The 23,018-nt window shown below is 54.4% G+C and carries 20 protein-coding genes; 12 read left to right on the top strand and 8 right to left on the bottom strand.

Annotated elements, in window-relative coordinates:
- The first annotated feature begins 28 nt into the window (after nt 1-28).
- The 4 genes from ugpA to ugpQ are packed head-to-tail and all read left to right on the top strand — an operon-like array spanning nt 29 to nt 3,572.
- A complete protein-coding gene (gene ugpA / locus AAGR08_RS17230; RefSeq protein WP_049851264.1) occupies nt 29-916 on the top strand; it encodes a sn-glycerol-3-phosphate ABC transporter permease UgpA in 888 nt (295 codons plus the stop codon).
- Complete coding sequence (gene ugpE, locus AAGR08_RS17225) at nt 913-1,758, top strand: sn-glycerol-3-phosphate ABC transporter permease UgpE (protein ID WP_097095250.1); 846 nt, start codon at nt 913-915, stop codon at nt 1,756-1,758. Before ugpA ends, ugpE begins: the two co-directional genes overlap by 4 nt.
- The gene (locus AAGR08_RS17220) at nt 1,759-2,832 is read left to right on the top strand and encodes a sn-glycerol-3-phosphate import ATP-binding protein UgpC (RefSeq protein ID WP_345827436.1); all 1,074 of its coding nucleotides are present in this window, start codon (nt 1,759-1,761) and stop codon (nt 2,830-2,832) included. It begins immediately after the preceding gene.
- Nucleotides 2,829-3,572 carry a glycerophosphodiester phosphodiesterase gene (ugpQ, locus tag AAGR08_RS17215; protein ID WP_097095248.1) on the top strand — a complete coding sequence of 248 codons (744 nt, stop codon included), beginning with the start codon at nt 2,829-2,831 and terminating at the stop codon, nt 3,570-3,572. The genes AAGR08_RS17220 and ugpQ overlap by 4 nt, the downstream gene beginning before the upstream one ends.
- On the opposite strand, the gene AAGR08_RS17210 is transcribed toward ugpQ, so the two are convergent.
- Nucleotides 3,569-3,853: a DUF2756 domain-containing protein gene (locus AAGR08_RS17210; protein ID WP_097095247.1), complete on the bottom strand. Its 285-nt coding sequence runs from the start codon at nt 3,851-3,853 to the stop codon at nt 3,569-3,571. The genes ugpQ and AAGR08_RS17210 overlap by 4 nt on opposite strands.
- Nucleotides 3,854-4,061: 208 nt before the next feature.
- Between AAGR08_RS17210 and ggt the strand changes: the two genes are divergently transcribed.
- Nucleotides 4,062-5,813, top strand: a complete 1,752-nt coding sequence (gene ggt, locus AAGR08_RS17205) for a gamma-glutamyltransferase (protein WP_345827435.1) — start codon at nt 4,062-4,064, stop codon at nt 5,811-5,813.
- 113 nt (nt 5,814-5,926) lie between these two features.
- Here ggt and AAGR08_RS17200 read toward each other — a convergent pair whose 3' ends face one another.
- The gene (locus AAGR08_RS17200; RefSeq protein WP_345827434.1) at nt 5,927-10,012 is read right to left on the bottom strand and encodes an Ig-like domain-containing protein; all 4,086 of its coding nucleotides are present in this window, start codon (nt 10,010-10,012) and stop codon (nt 5,927-5,929) included.
- 634 nt (nt 10,013-10,646) lie between these two features.
- Between AAGR08_RS17200 and AAGR08_RS17195 the strand changes: the two genes are divergently transcribed.
- The 4 genes from AAGR08_RS17195 (at nt 10,647) to gntU (ending at nt 14,511) form a co-directional block, all read left to right on the top strand.
- Nucleotides 10,647-11,342: a pirin family protein gene (locus AAGR08_RS17195; RefSeq protein WP_097095244.1), complete on the top strand. Its 696-nt coding sequence runs from the start codon at nt 10,647-10,649 to the stop codon at nt 11,340-11,342.
- A 151-nt stretch (nt 11,343-11,493) separates the two neighbouring features.
- Nucleotides 11,494-12,489 (top strand): gluconate operon transcriptional repressor GntR, encoded by a 996-nt coding sequence (gene gntR / locus AAGR08_RS17190; RefSeq protein ID WP_097095243.1) that lies wholly within the window; start codon nt 11,494-11,496, stop codon nt 12,487-12,489.
- 142 nt (nt 12,490-12,631) lie between these two features.
- Entirely contained in the window at nt 12,632-13,168 is a 537-nt protein-coding gene (gene gntK / locus AAGR08_RS17185) for a gluconokinase (protein ID WP_097095242.1), read from the top strand.
- A gap of 2 nt (nt 13,169-13,170) precedes the next feature.
- A complete protein-coding gene (gene gntU, locus AAGR08_RS17180; protein WP_097095241.1) occupies nt 13,171-14,511 on the top strand; it encodes a gluconate transporter in 1,341 nt (446 codons plus the stop codon).
- Between the two features lie 85 nt (nt 14,512-14,596).
- Here the strand turns inward: gntU and AAGR08_RS17175 are convergent, their stop codons facing one another.
- The 6 genes from AAGR08_RS17175 to AAGR08_RS17150 form a co-directional block, all read right to left on the bottom strand.
- Nucleotides 14,597-16,222 (bottom strand): Na/Pi cotransporter family protein, encoded by a 1,626-nt coding sequence (locus AAGR08_RS17175; RefSeq protein ID WP_097095240.1) that lies wholly within the window; start codon nt 16,220-16,222, stop codon nt 14,597-14,599.
- Nucleotides 16,223-16,332: 110 nt separating this feature from the next.
- Entirely contained in the window at nt 16,333-17,325 is a 993-nt protein-coding gene (locus AAGR08_RS17170) for an ABC transporter ATP-binding protein (RefSeq protein WP_097095239.1), read from the bottom strand.
- Nucleotides 17,326-17,327: 2 nt separating this feature from the next.
- On the bottom strand, nt 17,328-18,113 hold the full coding sequence (locus AAGR08_RS17165) for an ABC transporter permease (RefSeq protein WP_097095238.1): 786 nt from the start codon (nt 18,111-18,113) through the stop codon (nt 17,328-17,330).
- A 10-nt stretch (nt 18,114-18,123) separates the two neighbouring features.
- On the bottom strand, nt 18,124-18,969 hold the full coding sequence (locus tag AAGR08_RS17160; protein ID WP_345827433.1) for an ABC transporter permease subunit: 846 nt from the start codon (nt 18,967-18,969) through the stop codon (nt 18,124-18,126).
- Nucleotides 18,969-19,778 carry an alkaline phosphatase family protein gene (locus AAGR08_RS17155; protein WP_097095236.1) on the bottom strand — a complete coding sequence of 270 codons (810 nt, stop codon included), beginning with the start codon at nt 19,776-19,778 and terminating at the stop codon, nt 18,969-18,971. The genes AAGR08_RS17160 and AAGR08_RS17155 overlap by 1 nt, the downstream gene beginning before the upstream one ends.
- 161 nt (nt 19,779-19,939) lie before the next feature.
- The gene (locus AAGR08_RS17150) at nt 19,940-21,001 is read right to left on the bottom strand and encodes an extracellular solute-binding protein (protein WP_345827432.1); all 1,062 of its coding nucleotides are present in this window, start codon (nt 20,999-21,001) and stop codon (nt 19,940-19,942) included.
- Nucleotides 21,002-21,225: 224 nt separating this feature from the next.
- Here AAGR08_RS17150 and AAGR08_RS17145 point away from each other — a divergent pair, with 224 nt between their 5' ends.
- From AAGR08_RS17145 to ubiC, 3 genes are all read left to right on the top strand, one after another.
- Entirely contained in the window at nt 21,226-21,924 is a 699-nt protein-coding gene (locus AAGR08_RS17145) for a UTRA domain-containing protein (RefSeq protein WP_345827431.1), read from the top strand.
- Between the two features lie 68 nt (nt 21,925-21,992).
- Nucleotides 21,993-22,403, top strand: coding sequence for a phosphate-starvation-inducible protein PsiE (gene psiE, locus AAGR08_RS17140; protein WP_097095233.1), 411 nt, complete (start codon nt 21,993-21,995; stop codon nt 22,401-22,403).
- A 92-nt stretch (nt 22,404-22,495) separates the two neighbouring features.
- A complete protein-coding gene (ubiC, locus tag AAGR08_RS17135; RefSeq protein ID WP_345827430.1) occupies nt 22,496-23,014 on the top strand; it encodes a chorismate lyase in 519 nt (172 codons plus the stop codon).
- The last annotated feature ends 4 nt before the right edge of the window (nt 23,015-23,018 follow it).

The raw sequence follows: 23,018 nt of genomic DNA, 5'->3' as shown, positions 1-23,018 counted from the left end.
CCGATTTCTCTCTTTGATTGAGCCTGCTATGTCCTCATCGCGCCCCGTATTTCGCTCCCGTTTTCTGCCCTATTTGCTGGTGCTACCGCAGCTGGTGATTACGGCCATTTTCTTCCTGTGGCCCGCCGGTGAAGCTCTGTGGTATTCGCTGCAAAGCATTGATCCTTTTGGCATCTCCAGCACCTTCGTGGGTTTGGCGAACTTTAAGCGTCTGTTCAATGACGAATACTATCTGGCATCGTTCTGGACCACCATTGAGTTCAGTGCGCTGGTGACGATTTGCGGCATGACTTTTTCCCTGCTGCTGGCGGCGCTGGTGGATTACGTCATTCGCCTGCGTAAGCTGTATCAAACGTTGCTGCTGCTGCCGTACGCGGTCGCGCCGGTGGTTGCGGCAGTGCTGTGGATGTTCCTGTTCAATCCAGGGCTAGGGTTATTCAGCCATCTGCTGAACCAAATGGGCTACAACTGGAACTATGCGCAAAACAGCGGCCAGGCGATGTTCCTGATTGTACTGGCGTCGATCTGGCAGCAAATGAGCTACAACTTCCTGTTTTTCTTCGCGGCGTTACAGTCAATTCCCAAATCGCTGGTGGAAGCCGCTGCGATTGACGGTGCCGGTCCGGTGCGCCGCTTCTTCAATTTGTCGCTGCCGCTGATTACGCCGGTAAGTTTTTTCCTGCTGGTGGTGAATTTGGTTTACGCCTTCTTCGATACCTTCCCGGTGATCGATGCCGCAACCGGCGGCGGCCCGGTACAGGCGACCACTACGCTTATCTACAAAATCTACCGCGAAGGCTTCACCGGGCTGGATCTCTCCTCCTCCGCTGCGCAGTCGGTGGTGCTGATGCTGCTGGTGATTGGCCTGACTATCCTGCAATTCCGCTTTGTCGAGCGTAAGGTGCAATACCAATGATTGAGAATCGACGCGGGCTGGATATCTTCAGCCATACCTTGCTGGTGCTGGGCGTGCTGACCATTCTGTTCCCGCTTTATATCGCCTTTGTGGCGGCGACGCTGGATAACGAGGCGGTGTATCAGGTGCCAATGACGCTGGTACCGGGATCGCATCTGTGGGAGAACATCTCGCGCATCTGGACGCACGGCGTCAACGGCAATGGTCCGGCATTTGGCATGATGATGCTTAACAGCCTGCTGATGGCGCTCGGCATTACCGTCGGCAAAATCACCGTCTCAATGCTCTCCGCCTTCGCGCTGGTGTGGTTCCGTTTCCCGCTGCGCTCGTTGTTTTTCTGGCTGATTTTCATCACGCTGATGCTGCCGGTTGAAGTGCGTATTTTCCCGACGGTGGAAGTGATTTCGACGCTGAATATGCTCGACAGCTACAGCGGTTTGACGCTGCCGCTGATGGCGTCCGCTACCGCCACCTTCCTGTTCCGCCAGTTCTTTATGTCGCTGCCGGACGAGCTGATAGAGGCGGCGCGTATTGACGGCGCCAGCCCGATGCGCTTCTTCTGGGACATCGTGTTGCCGCTATCCAAAACCAATCTCGCCGCGCTGTTTGTGATCACCTTTATTTATGGTTGGAACCAGTATCTGTGGCCGCTGCTGATCATCAACGACGCCAGCCTCAGCACCGCGGTAGCGGGAGTGAAAAGCATGATCAACACCAGCGGTGGCCCAACGCAATGGAATGAAGTGATGGCGGCAATGTTATTAACCCTGATTCCACCGGTGGTGGTGGTACTTGTGATGCAACGTGCCTTTGTGCGTGGCCTGGTGGAGAGTGATAAATAAATGGCAGGCGTAACCCTTCAGACCGTTACCAAATCGTATGACGGCAAAAATCAGATCATTCAGCCACTGAATATCACCATCAACGATGGCGAATTTATGGTGATGGTGGGGCCTTCCGGCTGCGGCAAATCGACGCTGCTACGCATGGTGGCGGGGCTTGAACGCGTTACGTCTGGCGATATCTATATCGACGACAAACGCGTCACCAACATGGAGCCGAAAGATCGCGGCATCGCCATGGTGTTCCAGAACTACGCGCTCTATCCGCATATGACGGTGGGCGAAAACATGGCCTATGGCCTGAAAATTCGCGGCATGGGCAAAGTGCAGATCGCGCAGCGGGTGATGGACGCGGCGCGCAGCCTGGAGTTGGATCATCTGCTGCATCGCCGTCCGCGCGAGCTGTCGGGCGGACAACGTCAACGCGTGGCGATGGGCCGCGCCATCGTACGTGAACCGGCGGTGTTCCTGTTTGATGAGCCTTTATCGAATCTGGATGCGCGCCTGCGCGTGCAGATGCGTCTGGAGCTGCAACAGCTGCATCGCCGCTTGAAAACCACCAGCATCTATGTGACGCACGATCAGGTTGAGGCGATGACGCTGGCGCAGCGCGTGATGGTGATGAACAAAGGGGTGGTGGAGCAGGTGGGTACGCCGGTGGAAGTTTACGAACGTCCGGCCAGCCAGTTTGTTGCCTCCTTTATCGGCGCGCCGGCCATGAACCTGCTGCCGGGTCAAATCAACAGCGATGGCACGCGCTTTACGCTGGATGCACTTAACAGTTTGTTGCTGGGTGAGAGTAAAGCCAAATGGGCCAACCGCCCGCTAACGCTCGGCATTCGCCCGGAACATATTCAGCTCAGCAGTCGCGATGCCGGCGGTATTCCGCTGGTGGTCGAGACGCTGGAGATGCTCGGTGCCGATAATCTGGCGCATGGCCGCATTGGCAACGCGCGCATGGTGGTGCGTTTGCCGCACAGCGAACGTCCGCAGGCGGGCAGCACCTTATGGCTGCATCTGCCGTCAGATGCGTTACACTTCTTCGATTCAACCTATGGAAAGCGTCTGGAATGAGTCAACACAACTGGCCTTATCCGCACATTGTTGCGCATCGCGGGGGCGGTAAACTGGCCCCGGAAAATACCCTCGCGGCGATTGATGTCGGCGCGCAGCACGGTCATACCATGATCGAGTTTGATGCCAAGCTATCGGAAGATAAGCAAATTTTCCTGCTGCATGATGACACGCTCGATCGCACCAGCAATGGCTGGGGCGTGGCCGGCGATCTGTCGTGGCACAAGTTGTCACAGCTGGATGCCGGCGCTTGGTTTAGCCGTGATTATGAAGGCGAGCCGCTGGCGCTGCTGAGCGAAGTGGCAGAACGTTGCCGCCAGCATCAGATGATGGCGAACATCGAGATCAAACCGACCACCGGTAAAGACGTTGAAACCGGCCGCAACGTGGCGCTGGCCGCGCGTGAACTGTGGCAAGGACAAACGGCGCCGTTGCTATCCTCGTTCTCTTACGCGGCGCTGGAAGCGGCAATGCAGGCGGCACCAGAGCTGCCGCGTGGTTTGCTGCTGGATACGTGGCCTGACAACTGGCAGGCGCTCACTGCGGCACTGGATTGCGTGTCGATCCACCTTAATCACAAATTACTCGATGCCGAACGCACCGCGCAGCTGAAAGCGGCCGGTTTGCATATTCTGGTGTATACCGTGAATCAGCCCGCACGGGCGCGCGAGCTGCTGAGCTGGGGCGTCGACGCCATCTGCACCGATAGCATCGACATTATTGGTCCTGATTTCCGCTAGTTTTGCTGCTGTTTTTGGCCCGGCTGCGATTGAATCACCTGCTGCTGGGCACTGTTCCGCTGTTCCTGCACTTTGCGCTGCACGTCCTGGCTCTGCTGCTGTTGATCCTGCTGCAGCTTGCGCTTCTGCTGTTGCTGCTGATTCTGCATTTGCGACTGCATACGCTGCTGGCTCGGGTTGTAGCCGGGCTGATTCGGGTCGTTAGTGCTGTTCAAGGTATTCGCCATGCTGCTTAACGGCAGCAATGCTGCGATCATAATTAGCCATTTGTTTTTGTTCATGGTCTTCCTCCATCAATGCAGCCTGCTGCTGTGTGGTGTTATTGCCTGACTGGCAACAACGGCTACTTGTATAAGTTTATGCTATATCTCAAACACCTCTTCCAGGAGTGCGCCTAATTTAACTTTACTGCTACTCTTTTTACTGTGTTTGCAAACACTTGCATCAATTGATAACAAATGTAAATAACTTAAAAAGGGTGGTAGCAGGATGAGAATTAAGAGCAACCTACGTCAGCTCAGTTGGGCGTTGCTGATGAGTTTTACCGTCGTGCAGGGGGGACAAGCCGCGCCAGCCAATGCGCCGCCGGTCTCTTACGGCGTTGATAGCGATACCTTTCATCCGGTGAAAGCCAAACATGGCATGGTCGCATCGGTTGATGCGATGGCGACCGAAGTGGGTGTTGATATTCTCAGGCAGGGCGGTAACGCGGTAGATGCGGCAGTCGCGGTAGGCTTTGCGCTGGCGGTGACGCATCCGCAGGCCGGTAACCTTGGCGGTGGCGGCTTTATGCTGCTGCGTACCGCGTCCGGCCGCACCACCGCAATCGATTTCCGCGAAATGGCGCCGGCGCGAGCTTCGCGCGATATGTTCCTTGATAAGCAGGGCAATGCGGATAGTAAGTTATCACTCACTTCTCATTTAGCGTCTGGCACGCCGGGCACCGTTGCCGGGTTTGCGCTGGCCGCGCAGAAATATGGCACCTTGCCGCTGAGCACTTTGCTGGCCCCGGCGATCAAACTGGCACGTGACGGCATCGTGGTTAATGATGCGCTGGCTGACGATCTCGCCACCTACGGCAAAGAGACGCTGATTAACCACGACAACAGCCGGGCGATTTTCTACAAGGCGGACGGCCAGCCGTATCAGAAAGGCGAACGGCTGGTGCAGAAGAATCTCGCGCGTAGCCTGCAGCTGATTGCCCAGCAAGGGCCGGATGCGTTCTATAAAGGTAAAATTGCCGATGAAATTGCCGGTGAAATGGCGCAGCACGGTGGATTGATTGGCAAGCCGGATCTGGCGGCCTACCGTGCCGTGGAGCGCAAGCCGGTCAGCGGCACCTATCGCGGCTATGAAGTCTTCTCCATGCCGCCGCCGTCGTCCGGCGGGATTCACATCGTACAAATCCTTAATATTCTGGAAAACTTCGATCTGGCGAAATGGGGCTTTGGTAGCGCCGATGCGATGCAGGTGATGGCGGAAGCGGAAAAATATGCCTATGCCGACCGTTCAGAATATCTTGGCGATCCTGATTTCGTTAAAGTGCCGCAGCAGGCGCTAACCAGCAAAGCCTATGCCAAAACGCTGGCGCAGCAAATTGACGTGAATAAAGCGCGCCCCTCCAGCGAGATCAAACCGGGCAAGCTGGCACCCTATGAAAGCAATCAAACCACGCACTTCTCCGTGGTGGATAAAGACGGCAACGCGGTAGCGGTCACCTATACGCTGAATACCTATTTCGGCAGCGGCATCGTGGCCGGAGAGAGCGGCATCCTGATGAACAATGAAATGGATGACTTCTCGGCGAAACCGGGCACGCCAAACGTGTATGGTTTAGTAGGTGGCGAGGCGAATGCGGTACAACCGGCTAAACGTCCGCTGTCATCAATGTCGCCCACCATCGTGGCGAAAGACGGCAAAACCTGGTTAGTCACCGGTAGCCCGGGCGGTAGCCGTATTATCACCACCGTGCTGCAAATGGTGGTGAACAGCATTGATTTTGGTATGAACGTGGCAGAAGCCACCAATGCACCGCGTTTCCATCATCAGTGGTTGCCGGATCAGCTGCGCGTAGAAAAAGGTTTTAGTCCCGATACGCTGCGCCTGCTGGAAAGCAAAGGTCAGCATGTGAAGATGATGCCAGCCATGGGCAGCACGCAGAGCATTATGATTGGGCCGGATGGCACGCGCTATGGCGCCTCGGATCCGCGTTCAGTGGATGATTTGAGCGCGGGTTATTAAAAACGGTTGGTAAAAGCCAATCAGCCGTTTAATAAACCATAAAAATGCCAGTCAGTTTTGCTGACTGGCAGAATGGTAAATTAGCGGGTCTAATTAAAGTAGACGCAGGTGTATTATTTTACGCAAACATACTCTACACCCGCGAAGTTGGTGAGATCACCTTTTTCTCCATTGTTACGGTATAAATCAATTGCTTTACTGTTCCAATAATCTGAGACCCTCAGCCAGGCATTCGTATATTCACTTGATACTTTTTTATCGCGGAAGTCGCCACCATTTTGGAGGAAGGCTAATCCTTCTTTTGAACTAAGTACATGTCCTTGACCATAAATATTACAGTAGTTCTGTGCAGTACTTAAATTATCGGTATTGTGATCGCTAACCATTGACCAGTAATAAACGCCATTCAGTTTAAATACGGTGCGAATAATAACGTCACGAGTTTGATTATTCACGCTTGTGCTGGCGCTTATCGTCGCTGTGATATTGCTCTGCTCCATATAGTCCATCCCATTCAGCGTTATTTCGGCTTTACCTGAATCATCCGTATTAGAAACTGGCGCGCTCAATGTAGAAAGCGTGGTTGTCCATTGCACAGGATAATTGGCGACTTTATTACCGTTTGCATCTTCAACGATTGCCGTCAGGATGGCGGTATCGTGGCTGTTGCCGGTAATTTTCACTTTATTACTGGTGAGGGTTTTGATCTGGGCCGTCGTCACATCAGCGGTGAAAGCCACGTTCGCCGCATTCACATTGTTTCCACCACTCAGAGCAGCATTCAGGATGGCATCACCTGATACTTTACTACTCAGTTGAATAGTGGCTTCGCCTGCTCCGTTTGTGCTGCTGCTGGTTGCACTCAGATCGCCACGATTGGTCGTCCAGTTTACCTTAATGTTTGGCAGCGGATTGCCGTGAGCATCTTTAACCTGTGCGGTGTAGGTAACCGCTTCAGTACCATTCGCAATCACGGTCGTTTTGTCAGCTTTCACCTCGCTATCCAGAGCGGCCGTACTGTTATCGGCAATAAAGGTCACCGCAGTTGCAGGAGTGGCGGCACCCTTGTTAACGGCGGCGCTTACCACGGCCGTGCCTGCTAAGGTACTCGAAAGCTGGATGGTTGCCTTGCCTGCCTGATCGGTATTACTGCTATTGCTTTTCAGATCGCCATGATCGCTGGTCCAGCTAACGGCGATGCCCTGAACTGGGTTGCCGTGTGCATCTTTGACCTGCGCCGTATAGGTAACGGCTTCATTGCCATTAGCAACAGCACTGCTCTTATCGGCCTGAAGGTTGCCGCTACCAATTGTGGCACTAGCCTGATCGGCGGAGAAGCTCACGGCTTGCGCATTTATCGCCGCTTTATTGTTAACCGTTGCGCTAACGATGGCATCACCGGCGGCGGTACTGCTCAGATGGACTTCGGCTTTACCTGCATTATCCGTCGTGCTGCTGGACACACTGAGGTTACCGCGATCGCTACTCCAGCTAACCGCCATACCGACGACAGGATTACCTTGAGCATCTTTAACGAGCGCACTGTACGTGATGGCATCGCTGCCATTGGCCACTGCGTTCGTTTTGTCTGCTGTCAGGTCGTTGTTACCGATGCTAGCGCTGCTGCTGTCGGCGATAAAGGTAACGATAGGTGCGTTTGTGACGGCACCATTATTTACCGATGCGCTGATGGTGGCCGTTCCAGCTCGTGTGCTGCTCAGCGTCACGCTGGTGCTGCCATCCTGATCCGTTACCGTGCTGTTTTTATCCAGATTGCCGCGATCGTTCGCCCAGCTGATAGTGGCGCCTGCGACCGGGTTGCCATGTGCATCTTTGACTTGTGCAGTATAAGTAACGGTATCGATGCCATTCGCCAGGGCACTGGTTTTACTGGCTTTAAGGTCATCTTTCCCCAGTTGGGCACTTGAACTGTCGGCGACAAAAATAACCGAGGTTGCTTTGACTTCGGCTGCGCCATTAACCGAAGCGGCGAGCGTAGCCAACCCTGCCTGGGTGCTGGTCAGATTTACAGTGGCTTTACCATTGGCATCAGTACTGCTGTCAGCACTACTTAGTTTGCCTAAATCCGTCGTCCATTTGACGTTAGCTGCGGGAATTGGGTTGCCATTGGCATCTTTCACCAGCGCGGTATAGATAATCGGGCTAGCACCATTTGCGGGCGCATCGTTACGATCGTGAGTGAGATCGCCCTGATCGATGACGGCAGAAGAATTGTCTGCAATGAAGCGACTTTCGACCTGGGTACTCCCGCCATTGGCGGTTTTGGCCATGACCGTTACCGTTTCAGCGACGGTATTAGTAAACACCAGGTTGGCATAACCTTGATTATCACTGATAACGTTTAGACTTGCGCTGTTCACAACCTGTGCGGAGCCGCTCAGGCTAAAGGTGACGTTGATTCCCGCTACTGGGTTTCCGCTGGCATCCGTTACGCGCGCACGTACTCGATTCTCGCTTTTGCCGTTCGCGATAGTTGCGTCCTGCTCTAACTTGAGATCGCCGTCCTGAACGACCGCTGAATCGGCATCACTGATTTGCTGTATGGAAAGAGCAGGTAATGCCTGGGCGTTCACCGTGGTAGCAATATTTAAGGTTGCCACGCGCGTTCCTGCGGTTATCAACGCAATATAGCTGCCATCAGTTTGTTCACTGATTTCTCCAATTGAGGCAGGTACTGCAGGAACCTGTACAGCCTGTGTTTTAATACGGCTGGTTTTCGCAGTGGAAATATCTTCTTTGAGCGCGACTTTAATATCTGCCGCCATTCCCCGAATAGGTTGCGAACTATCATCAATGAGTTTAATCACCAGCTGCGTAGTGGCGCTGCCATTGGCGATAATGGAATTCGCAGCGCTGCCCACGCTACTGTTTTTCATACTCAAGGCAGGCGGAGTGACTTTAATCGTGGTATAGGCGGCTTTAGAAACATTACCGCGTGTATCGTGAGCAATACCGCTAAACGCATAGCTGTTGGCACTACCGGCAAGATATTTCGGTAAGGCCAGCTGATAACTGCCGTTACCTTGATCGATGACTTTGCCGCCTGCCGCTACGAGCGCGGCGTCATTCCATACAACGGTGGAAAAACCATATTTTCCCTGTGTTTTATAAACGAGTGGAATAACCTTGCTGCTTTCACCGGTAATTTCAGCCGCCATGAATAAATCAATTAGCTGTTGTTTGCGATACTCAAGCACAATGTTGTTATTACGCTCAACAAGATCCATTGCACTGCCAGCCAGCGTGCGTTTATCACCCACCCGAGTGGGATCAATCTGTGAAGCCAGAGATTGGCCAAGCTGCCAGGATAATTGCAATCCGAATGCCGTCTCACTATTTTGACCGCCTTTTTTATGATCGGCAGTGAAAGAGATGAGGGGAATCGGCGTCCAGCTCAATCCTGCGGTAACAGCATCCGGGTTACGCTGACGCTTATCTTTACCGAACAGTGCGACTTCATCGCCATAATACTTCTCATACATCATACGCCCGCCAAGCGCGGGATAGGCAGGGAGCCAGGCTTCAGCACGCAGATCAAAACCGTTAGCCGGGCGCGCATCATAATCGGTAACATCGCCGGAATTACGCCAGTCAGAAAGACGCCAATAACCGTTACCCGAGAGTTTGACGTAATCGCGCCACGCTTCCACGCCGGTGCCCAATCGTTTATGGCCACGGCTGATATTCTGATCGTAGAAAGCGTTATAGCCGAACATCCATTCATCCACAAAATGACGCATGCCTAGTCCTATATTGCCGGTTAACTCACCGTCAACCTGGCGAAAACCTCCTTGGGTGAAGAACAGGTGTTCGTTGCTTTTATCCAGCGGCAGCAAGAGGTCCACGGCCCCACTGCGAGGCGTAAAATGCTGATTGGCGTTTAATTCAATGCGTGCGGTGCCAAAATTCTGCAACCACTGTTGCAGCTGCTGCGTCATCAGGCTGGATGCCTGTTGCGTGGCCAATCCATTAAAGTTGCCGGATTGCGCAGCCTGACCGAGGGTATTCAGCTGTCCCGCTGCGGCATTCAGTGGTGAATCATCTGCAGATAAGGGTTTTTCAGCTCTTGCGCTATTAATCCAGAGGGGAGAAATCGACATGCCGATTTGCACGGCGATTTGTAAATAAGCCAGAGGTTTAAGCCAGCCTTTCGTGGCTTTTTTTCTAATCGTATCCATGATGAGAACCTGGTATCCAAAAAATAAGAAGTGAAGGGAATTTCCAGGCGAGAGTTTAAGAGCGATGAACAAGGGCTCTTGTAAAGACATGTCTTGAAAATTTGGCAGAGAGGATGAAGTAGAGGCAGGTTATTACTTAACAATGCGCAATAAATTGCGCCGCTACGGTATGTGCACGCAGTTGTAGCGGCGCGGTTCTGGTTGGCTGTACATGCGCGATAATGCGGCGGCATCTTCGGGAATAGCATGGCGAATGACGATCTGACTCATCGAGCGGCTCCTTGTGCAAAATGGTTAAAATCCCCTTTAACATCAAGGAATTCTCAATTAACGTCAATGCAAAATAATTCGCGAAAGGGGTTTACAGACGCGAATGATAATGATTATTATTGCCATGCGAGCTCGGAAACGTCTCCTGACATCTGGGTAAGCACGACATTGCTCACATTGCTTCCAAGTATTATTTAGCCAGCTCGGGTGCTGGCTTTTTTTTGCCTGCGATTTCCCTTCTTCATCTACCCAGTCCATCTCGCCAGATGTTATTCATGATTTTTGAACAGAGGCGTGAAGTTTTTCAGCTATCAATCGACTCATCTCAAGTCCAGACTGTAAAAAACATTGAGGAGAATTGAACATGATTTACGTACGTAAAGCTGAAGAACGCGGTCATGCTAACCACGGTTGGCTCGATAGCTGGCACACTTTTTCCTTTGCCGATTACTATGATGCCAACTTTATGGGCTTCTCCGCCCTGCGTGTGATTAACGAGGACGTGATCGATGGCGGTCAGGGTTTTGGTACGCATCCGCACAAAGATATGGAGATTCTGACGTATGTGCTTTCTGGCACCGTCGAGCATCAGGACAGCATGGGCAACAAAGAGCAGATCCCGGCGGGTGAGTTCCAGATCATGAGTGCTGGCACGGGCGTGCGTCACTCGGAATACAACGCCAGCGCCACCGATCCGCTGCATCTGTATCAGATCTGGATTATTCCAGAGCGCAAAGGCATTGAACCGCGCTATGCGCAGCGCCGTTTCGCTGATGTGAAAGGCCGCCAGTTTGTGCTGACGCCAGACGAGCGTGATGGATCGCTCAAGGTGTTTCAGGACATGACGCTGTCGCGCTGGGTATTTTCCACAGGCGAAAGCGATGACGTGGCGATTGAAGCGGGCCGCCGCGTGTGGATTCAGGTGGTGAAAGGGAAAATCAGCGTGAATGGCGAGCAGGTAGGCACCAGCGATGCGCTCGCGATCTGGGATGAACATGCGCTGAGCATCAAAGCCGACAGCGATGCTGAAATTCTGCTGTTCGATTTGCCGCCGGTATAAAACCGCGTAATAAATGTATTGGTCGCCATTCTTGGCGATCGATACATTTGATGGGGTGCGGATTCGTACGCGCCTGATCGGCGCGGTACGAGGCGTGGAAAATGAAAAATTAATGATAAACTTCATCTATCTCTGATTTCAGGCGCATAAGATGAAGAAGAAAAGACCGGTATTACAGGACGTAGCCGATCGCGTCGGCATCACAAAAATGACCGTCAGCCGCTACCTGCGCAATCCCAATCAGGTCTCTGCGGCGCTACGTGACAAAATCGCCGTGGCGCTGGACGAGCTCGGCTATATCCCCAATCGCGCCCCCGATATGCTCTCGAACGCCACCAGCCGCGCTATTGGCGTGCTGCTGCCTTCCCTGACCAACCAGGTTTTTGCCGATGTGCTGCGCGGTATTGAAGCCGTCACCGACGAAGCGGGTTACCAAACGCTGGTGGCGCACTTTGGTTACAACGCGCAAAAAGAGGAGTTACAGCTGCGTTCGCTGCTCGGTTGGAACATCGACGGCGTGATCCTTACCGAACGCACTCACACGCCAGGCACGCTGCGCATGCTGGAAGTGGCTGGCATTCCGGTGATTGAGATGATGGACTCGGTGACGCCATGCCTCGATATGGCGGTGGGCTTCGATAATGTCGAGGCGGCGCGTCAGATGACGCATGCTATTCTGAAAAAAGGCCATCGTCACACCGTGTATCTCGGTGCGCGCCTTGATGAACGTACTTTGCAGAAGCAGCAGGGCTACGAAAAAGCGATGCGTGAAGCGGGACTCACGCCGCATAGCGTGATGATGGAAGATGCCTCGTCATTCAGCGCCGGTGCGCAACTGCTGTGTGAAGCACAAAAGCGTTATCCCGAAACCGATAGCCTGTTCTGTACCAACGATGACCTCGCGGTTGGCGCAATGTTTGAGTGCCAGCGGCAGGGTTTGCACGTGCCGCAACAGATGGCGATTGCCGGGTTCCACGGCCACGATATTACGCAAGTGGTAAATCCACGGCTCGCCACGGTGCTGACGCCACGTGAGCGTATGGGGCGAGAATCGGCGGCGATGCTGCTGGCGCGGATTGGCGGCGATCGGACGGTCATGCAACCGCTGGATGTGGGGTTTGAAATTGCCGAAGGTGACAGCATCTGATTTTGGCGATTTTTTGAGTCAGTTCACACTTTCGTGCTTTTCCGCCTGACAAGGGTTGCCAGTCTTTCAGCGGCCTCCGACAATGATGACTGAAATTGTTATCGGTAACATTAGGCGGGTTTCCTGCCGGAGCGCAAAAAAAATGACAACGCCATCTCCATCGCACCACGTCTTTATCCTGATGGGCGTTTCCGGCAGCGGAAAATCTGCCGTCGCCAATCAGGTTTCTCACCAATTAAACACTGCGTTTCTTGATGGAGATTTCCTCCATCCGCGTAGCAACATCATGAAAATGGCCGAAGGCCATCCGCTGGACGATAACGATCGCCAGCCGTGGCTGCAGGCACTGAATGATGCGGCGTTCGCCATGCAGCGCACGCAGGAAATCTCCATTATTGTCTGCTCGGCGCTGAAAAAGTCCTATCGCGACATCCTGCGTCAGGGCAACGAGAACCTGAAGTTTATCTACCTGCAGGGCGACTTCGAAACCATCGAATCACGTTTGAAGGCACGTAAAGGTCACTTCTTCAAACCGCAGATGCTGGTGACGCAGTTCGCCACGCTGCAGGAACCCGGCGCTGATGAGCCCGATGTACTGGTGGTTGATATCAATCATTCACTGGATGAGGTAGTTGCGGCCACGGTTGCGACCATTGAGGGTGCAATCAACAAGGGTTAGTCATGAGTACCGCAACGCTAGTGTTAACCGCAGCAGGCTCTGTCCTGCTGCTGCTGTTTTTGGTAATGAAAGCGCGTATGCACGCCTTTGTTGCCCTGATGTTAGTCTCTATTGGTGCTGGTCTGTTTTCCGGCATGCCACTCGATAAAATCGCCGAAACCATGGAAAAAGGCATGGGCGGAACGCTCGGCTTTCTCGCCATTGTGGTGGCGTTGGGTGCGATGTTCGGCAAAATCCTGCATGAAACCGGCGCGGTCGATCAAATTGCTATCCGTATGCTGAAAACCTTTGGTGAAAGCCGCGCGCACTATGCGATGGGCGTTGCCGGGTTAATCTGCGCGCTGCCGCTGTTCTTTGAAGTGGCGGTAGTGTTGCTGATCAGCATTGCATTCGCGGTGGCGCGGCGCACCAAAGGCAATCTGGTGAAACTGGTGATTCCGCTGTTTGCCGGTGTAGCGGCTGCGGCGGCGTTCCTGCTGCCGGGACCGGCGCCAATGCTGCTGGCTTCGCAGATGCACGCCGATTTTGGCTGGATGATTCTGCTCGGCCTGTGCGCGGCGATTCCCGGCATGCTGATTGCTGGTCCGCTGTTTGGTAATTTCATCGCGCGTCACGTCAGCTTTAGCGCTCCGCCGGAAGACCATCAGCCGGAAGTGGAAGAGGGCAAGCTGCCGTCGTTTGGCTTTAGCCTGTCGTTAATCCTCTTCCCGCTGCTGCTGGTGGGGCTGAAAACCATCGGCGCCCGCTTTACCACGCCGGGCACGCATTTGTATGAGTGGCTGGAGTTTATCGGCCATCCGTTCACCGCAATCCTGCTGGCTTGTCTGGTGGCGATTTATGGTCTGGCGTACCGTCAGGGCATGGATAAAGAGAAGGTGATGCAGGTATGCGGCAGCGCGCTGCAACCGGCGGGGATTATTCTGCTGGTGATCGGTGCGGGCGGCGTGTTTAAGCAGGTGCTGGTGGATTCGGGTGTGGGCCCGGTGCTGGGACACGCGTTGACCGGCGCAGGTATGCCGATTGCGCTGGCGTGCTTCATTCTTTCTGGCGCGATCCGCGTGATTCAGGGCTCGGCTACCGTGGCGTGTTTAACCACCGTGGGTTTGGTAATGCCGGTGATTGAGCCGCTGCACTACAGCGGCGCTCAGCTGGCAGCGCTGTCGATTTGCATCGGTGGTGGTTCGATCATCATCAGCCACGTTAACGATGCCGGTTTCTGGCTGTTTGGCCGCTTTACCGGCGCGACCGAAGCCGAAACGCTGAAGACCTGGACGCTGATGGAAACCATTCTCGGTACCACCGGCGCGATTGTCGGCATGATTGCGTTTAGTTTGCTGTCGTGATGTAAAACCCGCGCAATAAATTGCGCCGCTACGGAACAATGCAGATATTTGTAGCGGCGCGATTCATCGCGCGTCTTTGAACGTATCAATCCTCATCCCGCTCGTCATCCGGCTGATCTAACACCGTGTACGCCACGGCGCAGAACAGCGAATTCAAACGTTTCATATCGCCTAACAGCCCAAGATGCAGCGAGCTGGTCTCGATACTTTGCACGTTCTGCATATGCAAACGCTCAACGTGCGCGTGGGAGAAGCGGCGGATCAGAATCCGGAAGCGATGCTTAGAGCGGCGCAGGCGTTTGGCGCTGGTGACGTCGTGTGAAAGGAACACCGACAAACTCAGGCGCAAATTGTAGAGTACCTGCTCCTGCAAGGTTTGCAGCTCCTCCAGTCCTTCCGCTGAAAATGCCCGGCGCGCGGTCAATGATTTGTCCGCTACGTCGGCGCACATACGCTCAATAATATCGCCCGCTTGTTCAAGGTTGAGCGCCATCTCAATAATCTCCGCCCAGCGACGTGAATCATCCTCAGGCAAATCCTCTTTCGGCATGCGCGCCAGATAAAGTTTGATGGCGGTGTACAGCACATCCACATCATCATCCAGCCGCCGCACCGCGCGTTCTTCGCGCAGGTCGCCGTGTACCACTTTATTAAACGACTCAATCATTTGCTCAACCACATCGCCGATGCGCAACGTTTCGCGCGAGGCGTTAGCGAGCGCTAACGCAGGCGTATCCAGCGCGCTGCTATCAAGGTGTTTGGGCTTAAGGTGAAGCTCATTTTCCGCATCATCGTCAATCATACGGCGGCAGAGGCGCGCCATCGGTTCGGCGAACGGCACCATGACTAAGCAGCGAATCAGGTTGTAGAACACGTGGAAGAAGATCACCAGCTCTTCATCATTGACCGGCAATTTATCCAGCACGTCGGCGACAAAATTGACGAACGGCAAAATGGCGATGCTGCCAATCAGCTTAAACAGCAGGCTGCCGAGCGCAACACGCTTGCCTGCCGCATTGGAGCCGCTGGCATTAATCATGGCCAGTAAGCCGCTACCGAGATTGGCGCCAATCACCAGACACAGCGCAACTTTAAACGAGATGACGCCGGTGGCCGTCAGCGTAGCGGTAATCAGTACCGCCGCCAGGCTGGAGTAACTGATAATGGCAAACACCGCGCCAATCAGCGCATCGAGCATCACATCGCCGGTCAGCGTGGAGAACAGCACCTGCACGCCTGCCGCCTGCGTAATGGGTTTGGCGGCGGCGACAATCAGCTGTAGCGCCAGCAAAATCAGGCCCAGGCCAATACTGGCGCGGCCAAGTTGGCCTCCGCGCGTTTGCTTACGACTGAGGAAAAACACCACGCCAAAGAAGATAAACAGCGGCGAAAGCCACGTCAGATCGAAGGTCAGGATGCGCGCCATGATGGCGGTACCGACATCCGCGCCCAGTACCACCACCAGCGCCGGCGTCAGGCCCACCAGATTCTGTGCAACAAACGATGTGACGAGTAGTGTCGTGGCGTTGCTGCTTTGAACTAATGCGGTGACGCCAATCCCGGCAAGAAACGCCATCGGTTTTTTTTCGACGCTGCGGCTGAGCACGCGGCGCAGATCGGCACCGTACACGCGCATGATGCCGGTGCGCACAATGTGCGTACCCCATACCAGCAGCGCAACGGCAGAGAGAAGATTAAGCAGAGTTAACACGTATAGAGGCTCCTCATCCGTCAGGCTTAAACAGTACCGATTGCCAGCCTGACGGTGAGCACAACCGGTAAATCCTTCGCCGCGTTGCGTTGCCCATTTTTTCGTTTAAATTAAGCGACCTGGCGCAACGTCGACATCTCTAACTGTAGCCCAATCTGCATGCCAGCGGGATGCAAATCTGCCACGCTGCGGTTCAGCACATCGATGGAAAGCTCAATATTTTGCGCGCGCACGCGATAGCGAATCACATTGCCGAGCAGGCTGTGGCTGAGGATAGTGGCGGGAATACCTGCCTGCGGTGCGCACAGTTGGATCGACTCGGGACGAATTGCCACCTGGCCGCTAAAAGCCTGACCCGTCAGCTGCGTCGCCTCTTCAGCGCTTAACAAATTGAAGTTGCCCATAAACCCTGCGGCGAACAGATCGGCCGGTTGGGTATACAGCATTTCAGCGTTGCCGTTCTGCACGATTTTTCCGCGGTTCATTAATACGATGCGGTCCGAAAGCGTCAGCGCTTCTTCCTGATCGTGGGTTACAAAAATGGTGGTGAGTTTCAGCTCGCGCTGAATATTGCGGATCTGCTCGCGCAGATGGCGACGGATGCGCGCATCCAGCGCCGACAGCGGCTCATCCAGCAGCAGTAAGCGCGGACGCGTCACCAGTGAACGCGCCAGCGCCACGCGCTGACACTGCCCACCGGAGAGCTGATGCGGATAGCGGCGGGCGAAGTCGGTGAGCTCAACCAGCGCCAGCACCTCCATCACACGTTTTTGAATATCGCTGCTGGGAAGCTTCTGCATCTTCAGGCCAAACGCCACGTTCTTCTCCACCGTCATATTCGGAAATAGCGCGTAGCTCTGAAAGACCATGCCGATGGTGCGCTTCTGCGGCGGCAGCGGCACCAGATCCTGACCCTGCAGCAGCACTTTGCCGCTATCAACGTCGGTTAATCCCGCGATGCAGCGCAGCAGGGTGGATTTGCCGCAGCCGCTGGGGCCGAGCAGGGTGACAAACTCGCCCTCTTCGGCGCTGAAATCGATATTTTCAAAAATAGAGGTTGGGCCGTAGCTTTTGTTCAACTGGGTGACGTTCAGGTAACTCATGGTTAGCCTCGTTCAGGATTGAGGGCATTCGCCAGCCAGGTGACCAGCAGGACGACGGCAAAATAGGAAATCACCAGCGCGCTGGTGAAGTGGCCGCTGCCGTTGCGCATATTGAAAAGATAAACCTGCAGGGTTTCATAGCGGGTACCGACCAGCATGTTAGCGAAGACAAATTCACCGATCAGGAAAGAGAAGGAGAGCAGCACCGCAATAAACACCCCTTTGCGCAGGTTTGGCAGCACCACAAATAGCGCGGCTTGCCAGGTGCTGGCGCCGAGTAGTTGCGCGGCATCAATCAGCTCTTTCAGGTTGATCGCCTGCATATTGTTAGAGATGGCGCGATAGATAAACGGCAGCGCGATGGTGAAGTAGCAGCCAATCAGAATCCACGGCGTGCCGGTGAGCATCAATGGCGACGAGGAATAGAGCTGCAGCAGACCAACGGATGAAACCACCGGCGGCACGGCGAACGGCATCAGAATCAGCACGTTCATTAGCGCATCCAGCTTTGGATAATAGTAAGCAATTACAAACATGGCAGGCAGCACCAGCACCAGCGAGAACAGCAGTGCGCCGAAGCAAACCAGCAGCGAATGACCCAGCGCCGTTAGAAAACGCGGATCGCTCCATAGCGCAGTCAGCCATTTAAGCGTGAAGCCCTGCGGCAGAATGGTGTCGCTCCAGCTGGTTGAAATGCCATACAGCAGCGTCGCCAGCAGCGGCGCGGCTAAGATGCACAGCAGCAGCCAGACAATCAGGCGATGGTAAAATTTTTCTGCGCGAGACACGTGTGGCTCCTTAAGACGCTTTGGCGTTGAGATAGCTGCGGCGCACCAGATACTGCTGCACCACGGTGATCAGCGCCATGATCAGCACCAGCAGCATTGCCAGCGCGCCACCGGTATTGGGATCAAGCGAGATATCACCGGATACCAGCGCGGCAATGCGCACCGGCACCACGTTAAAGTTACCGGTGGTCAGTGCGTAAATGGTGGCGTAAGCGCCGAGCGCGTTAGCCAGCAAAATCACGAAGGTGCCGAGCAGCGCCGGGAACAGAATGGGTAAACCAATGTGCCACCAATAGCGCCAACGGCCCGCTCCCAACAGCGCGGCGGACTCTTGCCAGTCACGGCGCAGGCCATCAAAAGCCGGATAGAGCAGCAGAATGCCGAGCGGGATCTGGAACCAGGTGTAAACCAGCACCATGCCGTCACGCGAGAACAGCTTAAAGCCCTCCAGCACGCCGTAATGGCGCAGCAGCAGCGTCAGGCAACCGTTCAGCCCCAGCAGAATGACAAAGGCAAATGCCAGAGGAACCCCGGCGAAGTTGCTGGTCATGTTGGTAAATGACATTAAAAAGCGCTGAAATCGCCCACTGCCGAGTTGATGCAGCGAATATCCAGCAATCAGCGAGATCAGCAGACCATAAATGCTTGACCAGATGGAGATATCCAGCGAGAGACGAAACGCCTGTAAATAGAATGGCGAGGTGAGAATGTCGCTGTAATTATCGATGCCCCAACGCTCGTTGATGTCGCTCCAGAAGCTATTAATGGCAATCCATAGCAGCGGGGCGAGCTGAAACGCCACCCAAAACAGTGCAAAGGGCAACAGCAGCAGAGACGCGAGCGTTTTTCCTTTCATTACTGCGGCTCCGCCAGTAAACCATGGCAGATCGGCTTGTCGTGTTCGACGTTAAGTAAGCTGCAGACGATGCCGCACAGCTCGGTTTGCTGAGGCTGAAGATCGGGTTTTAATGAAAAACCGGTCCCAAACACAAACAGCGGTACCTGCGTCTCTTCCGGTAAAATGCCACCGTGCGAGCGGTCATCGTTCATGCCGTGATCGGCGGTGACAATCACCTGATAACCCGCCGCCAGCCAGCCGGGCATCCACTGCGAAAGATAACCATCAGCCATGCGCGCGCGGTTGCGGTACTGCGATGATGACAGGCTGTGCTTGTGCCCGGCATCGTCAATGTTCATGGGGTGGATGAGCAGGAAGTCCGGATCGTGGCGCAGGCGCAGACTTTCTGCATCTTCAAATAGGTGAGAATCCGGGTAACCGTCGTCCCAGTAAAAGTGCCCATACTGAATCGGCAGATCGGGCGCAACCGTGTGTCGGTCGCGCGCTGCGTTGAATGGAGATTGATTATAGAGCTCACTCACCCAGTGATACGCCGCCGCTGCGGTAGTAAGGCCAGCAGCTCGTGCGTAATGGAAGATGCTGCGTTGATTACTCAGACGGCTGACGCCGTTATGAATAATGCCGCTGCGCACTGGCGGAATGCCGGTAAGAATGCATTCGTACAGCGGGCGTGACAGCGAAGGCAGTTCGCAGGTCAGCGTATAATACTGGCCGTTGCCCTGCGCGCATTCCGCAAACAGATAGCCCATCGCGTGCTGCGCCACCTGATTACTCAGGCCATCCAACACCACCAGGATTGTTTTCATCCTTTCTCCTTTATGACAATCGTTAATCCAGGTGCGCATAAATGCGCACCCTACAAAACGCGTAGGGTCGCCATTTATGGCGACTTCTCCCCAGGAGCGCATAAATGCGCACCCTACAAAACCCGTAGGGTCGCCATTTATGGCGACCACACCTGAGAACGTTATTGCTTCATATTAATGATGACGTTCTCTTGCCACAGGCGCGGCAGCATTTTCGACGTCTTATCCCATGCGGCCTGATCTTTGATCGGACGGGCATTTTTATACTCAGACTGCGGCAGCAGTTTGGCCTGCACGTCAGCTGGCAGGGTTAAATGCTCGGCACGAATCGGACGCGCATAGCCTTTCGCCAGGTTGATCTGACCTTCATCAGACAAGATATATTCGCGCGCCAGCTTGGCGGCGTTTGGATGCTTAGCGTATTTGTTGATGATGGTGGTGTATCCAGAGGTGACGGAACCATCGGATGGAATCACCACTTCGTAGCGATTTTTATCGATCTGATCGCGGTAGTTCAGGCCGTTAAAGTCCCACACTACAGCCACCTGGATTTCACCTTTCTCGATGTTGGCAATCACCGGATCGGTCACGCCAAGGCGACCCTCTTTCGCCAGGTCGCCGAAGAAGCTCAGCGCCGGTTTCACGTTCTTCTCGTCACCGCCCAGGGCATAGCTGGCGGCCAGTACGCCGTTAGCTGCCTGAGCCGCAGTGCCGACATCGCCGATAGTGACCACATACTTACCTTTCTTCAGATCGGCCCAGCTGTGCGGCACGTCCTTCACCTGCTGCTTATCCACCAGGAACGCGATGGTGCCGGTATACGCCAGCATCCAGTTGCCATCCTGATCTTTTGCCCAGCTCGGGATTTGATCCCAATGCGTTGGCTTGTATGGCTGTGCTACGCCTTTCGTCACGGCAATTGGACCGAATGCGGCACCCACATCACCGATATCGGCGCTGGCGTTCTCTTTCTCTGCCGCAAATTTTGCCAGCTCCTGTGCAGAGGACATGTCCGTGTCACTGTGCTTCAGGCCGTATTTGCTGTTGAGATCACTCCAGGTATCTTTCCAGTTTGCCCAGCTGTCTGGCATGCCGACGCTGTTGACCTGGCCTTCCGCGCGCGCCGCTTTTTCCAGCGCGGCGAGGTCATTATCTGCGGCGTGCGCGGCAGGCAGCGCAAGCAGTACGGCACTGGCTACTACAGAGGCGATTAACGCTTTCATCTCGATTGCTCCCGGTATATGTTGTGGGACTTCTTGGTCTAGTCCAGCAAGAACCGAGCCAATGTAGCCCGAGTAGATGAAGGTTTTATGACCATGGTGGTGAAATGTGGTGTGGCGCGACGATCCACATGCGGTTACAGCGCGCTAAAGCGTGGGTTGTTCCTTGTCACATTGTAGTCATCGAACTGTCATAGTGCAGATTTGCCCCAAAATGAGGCTAAAAAATGTTGTCTAAAACGGCAGATGTGATTGCGGCAGGGCTGCGGGAACGTATTGAAAACGGTGAATTTGCCAGCGGTCGTTTGCCTGCGGAACGCGCCCTAAGTGAACACTATTCCACCACCCGCATCACGCTGCGTGAGGCGCTCGGTTTGCTGGAAGCGCAGGGTATTATCTTTCGTGAACTGCGTCGCGGCTGGTTCATCGCACCACCGCGTCTGGTTTACAATCCATCGCATCACAGCCACTTTCATGCCATGGCTGCTGAGCAAGGGCGCGTGGCCAGTACCGAAGTGCTTGAAGCCAGTGAAGTGCCCGCACAGCTAGCGATTGCGCGTCATTTACAGTTGCTGGAAGGCGATAAGGTTTATCGCGTTCGGCGCTTACGGCGTATCGACGGACGCGCAGTATTGTATGTTGAGCATTACCTCAACCCAGCCTTTTTCCCGGGGTTAATGGCAGAGGACCTCACGCGATCGCTTACCGATCTCTACGATCAGCGTTACGGCATTCGCTATGGCGGCGCGCGTTTTACCATTTTGCCTGGGCCGCTTCCGGCACGTGCCGCTCCTGCCCTGAATGTGGCCAGCGGCACGCCGGGCTTGCTGATCACTCGCATCAACCGCGATCAACACAAGCGCGTCATTGATTGTGACTGCGAGTTCTGGCGCTACGACGCGCTCTGCGTGGATGTCGAAGTATAAATATTGTGATTTTGATCACACTACAGCATGATAGCGCCAACCAGTTCAGCGGAGACTAAGGCGCAAAAATGACAACAAAATCAGGCGTGGGGCAATATATTTCATTGCTGCTGCAGTGGGTGCTCAATATTGGACTGATCATCCTTGCCATAATCCTCGTGGTGTTTCTCGGCAAAGAAACCATTCATCTGGCCAATGTGCTCTTTAGCACCGGTGAGCAGACGTCTTCCTATCTGCTGATTGAAGGCATCGTTATCTATTTCCTCTATTTTGAATTTATCGCGTTGATTGTGAAATACTTTCAGTCGGGATATCACTTCCCGCTGCGCTATTTCATCTACATTGGTATTACGGCGATTATTCGCCTGATCATCGTCGACCATAAAAACCCCTTCGATACGCTATATTACTCAGCTGCGATCCTGATCCTGGTGGTAACGCTGTGGCTGGCGAACAGTAACCGGCTGAAGCGTGAGTAATTAATATTCTTTCAATGACGTGGCACAACGAGCCGTGCCACGCATTCTGCTCTGCGCTAAACTAGGGCAACTTTTTTTCTGGAGATGCCCTGATGTCGCATGAAGCGCTGCGCCAGTTACGCGCACTGCACTGGCTACCAGCCTCTTCCCCGCTGCTTTCTGCCCCGCTAATTGACTGGTTGATGGAAGAGGATTCCATGACTCGTCGCTTCGAACAGCATTGCCGCCAGGTGACCGTTGAACTCATCCGCGAAGACTTTATTGGCATAGATGAAGTGACGGATGAAGCCGCGTTTTTGCCGGCAGACCAACGGTTCTGGCTACGCGAAATCGTGCTGTGCGGCGATGGCGAACCCTGGTTGATAGGCCGAACCGTGGTACCGGAAAGCACCCTGAACGGTCCGGAGCTGATGCTGCAACAGCTGGGTACGCGTCCTCTTGGCCGCTACCTGTTTTCTTCTTCTACCTTGAGCCGCGATTTTATCGATGCAGGCCAGGTGGGTGATCTGTGGGGACGGCGTTCCCGCCTGCGTTTATCAGGCAAACCGCTGCTGCTTACTGAACTGTTTTTACCTGCGTCGCCGCTGTATCGCGCGCTGGACCAAGGATAAATGA

The sequence above is a fragment of the Pantoea sp. BRR-3P genome (assembly GCF_039621635.1).
Lineage (GTDB): Bacteria > Pseudomonadota > Gammaproteobacteria > Enterobacterales > Enterobacteriaceae > Pantoea > Pantoea floridensis.
The sequence above is the reverse complement of the archived record's forward strand: the minus strand, read 5'-3'. Positions and strand labels throughout refer to the sequence as shown.

Bases quoted from the DNA above. Each gene is read 5' to 3' on its own strand.
- ugpA (WP_049851264.1), top strand. From the start codon at position 29: ATGTCCTCATCGCGCCCCGTATTTCGCTCCCGTTTTCTGCCCTATTTG.
- ugpE (WP_097095250.1), top strand. From the start codon at position 913: ATGATTGAGAATCGACGCGGGCTGGATATCTTCAGCCATACCTTGCTG.
- AAGR08_RS17220 (WP_345827436.1), top strand. From the start codon at position 1,759: ATGGCAGGCGTAACCCTTCAGACCGTTACCAAATCGTATGACGGCAAA.
- ugpQ (WP_097095248.1), top strand. From the start codon at position 2,829: ATGAGTCAACACAACTGGCCTTATCCGCACATTGTTGCGCATCGCGGG.
- AAGR08_RS17210 (WP_097095247.1), bottom strand. From the start codon at position 3,853: ATGAACAAAAACAAATGGCTAATTATGATCGCAGCATTGCTGCCGTTA.
- ggt (WP_345827435.1), top strand. From the start codon at position 4,062: ATGAGAATTAAGAGCAACCTACGTCAGCTCAGTTGGGCGTTGCTGATG.
- AAGR08_RS17200 (WP_345827434.1), bottom strand. From the start codon at position 10,012: ATGGATACGATTAGAAAAAAAGCCACGAAAGGCTGGCTTAAACCTCTG.
- AAGR08_RS17195 (WP_097095244.1), top strand. From the start codon at position 10,647: ATGATTTACGTACGTAAAGCTGAAGAACGCGGTCATGCTAACCACGGT.
- gntR (WP_097095243.1), top strand. From the start codon at position 11,494: ATGAAGAAGAAAAGACCGGTATTACAGGACGTAGCCGATCGCGTCGGC.
- gntK (WP_097095242.1), top strand. From the start codon at position 12,632: ATGACAACGCCATCTCCATCGCACCACGTCTTTATCCTGATGGGCGTT.
- gntU (WP_097095241.1), top strand. From the start codon at position 13,171: ATGAGTACCGCAACGCTAGTGTTAACCGCAGCAGGCTCTGTCCTGCTG.
- AAGR08_RS17170 (WP_097095239.1), bottom strand. From the start codon at position 17,325: ATGAGTTACCTGAACGTCACCCAGTTGAACAAAAGCTACGGCCCAACC.
- AAGR08_RS17160 (WP_345827433.1), bottom strand. From the start codon at position 18,969: ATGAAAGGAAAAACGCTCGCGTCTCTGCTGCTGTTGCCCTTTGCACTG.
- AAGR08_RS17155 (WP_097095236.1), bottom strand. From the start codon at position 19,778: ATGAAAACAATCCTGGTGGTGTTGGATGGCCTGAGTAATCAGGTGGCG.
- AAGR08_RS17150 (WP_345827432.1), bottom strand. From the start codon at position 21,001: ATGAAAGCGTTAATCGCCTCTGTAGTAGCCAGTGCCGTACTGCTTGCG.
- AAGR08_RS17145 (WP_345827431.1), top strand. From the start codon at position 21,226: ATGTTGTCTAAAACGGCAGATGTGATTGCGGCAGGGCTGCGGGAACGT.
- psiE (WP_097095233.1), top strand. From the start codon at position 21,993: ATGACAACAAAATCAGGCGTGGGGCAATATATTTCATTGCTGCTGCAG.
- ubiC (WP_345827430.1), top strand. From the start codon at position 22,496: ATGTCGCATGAAGCGCTGCGCCAGTTACGCGCACTGCACTGGCTACCA.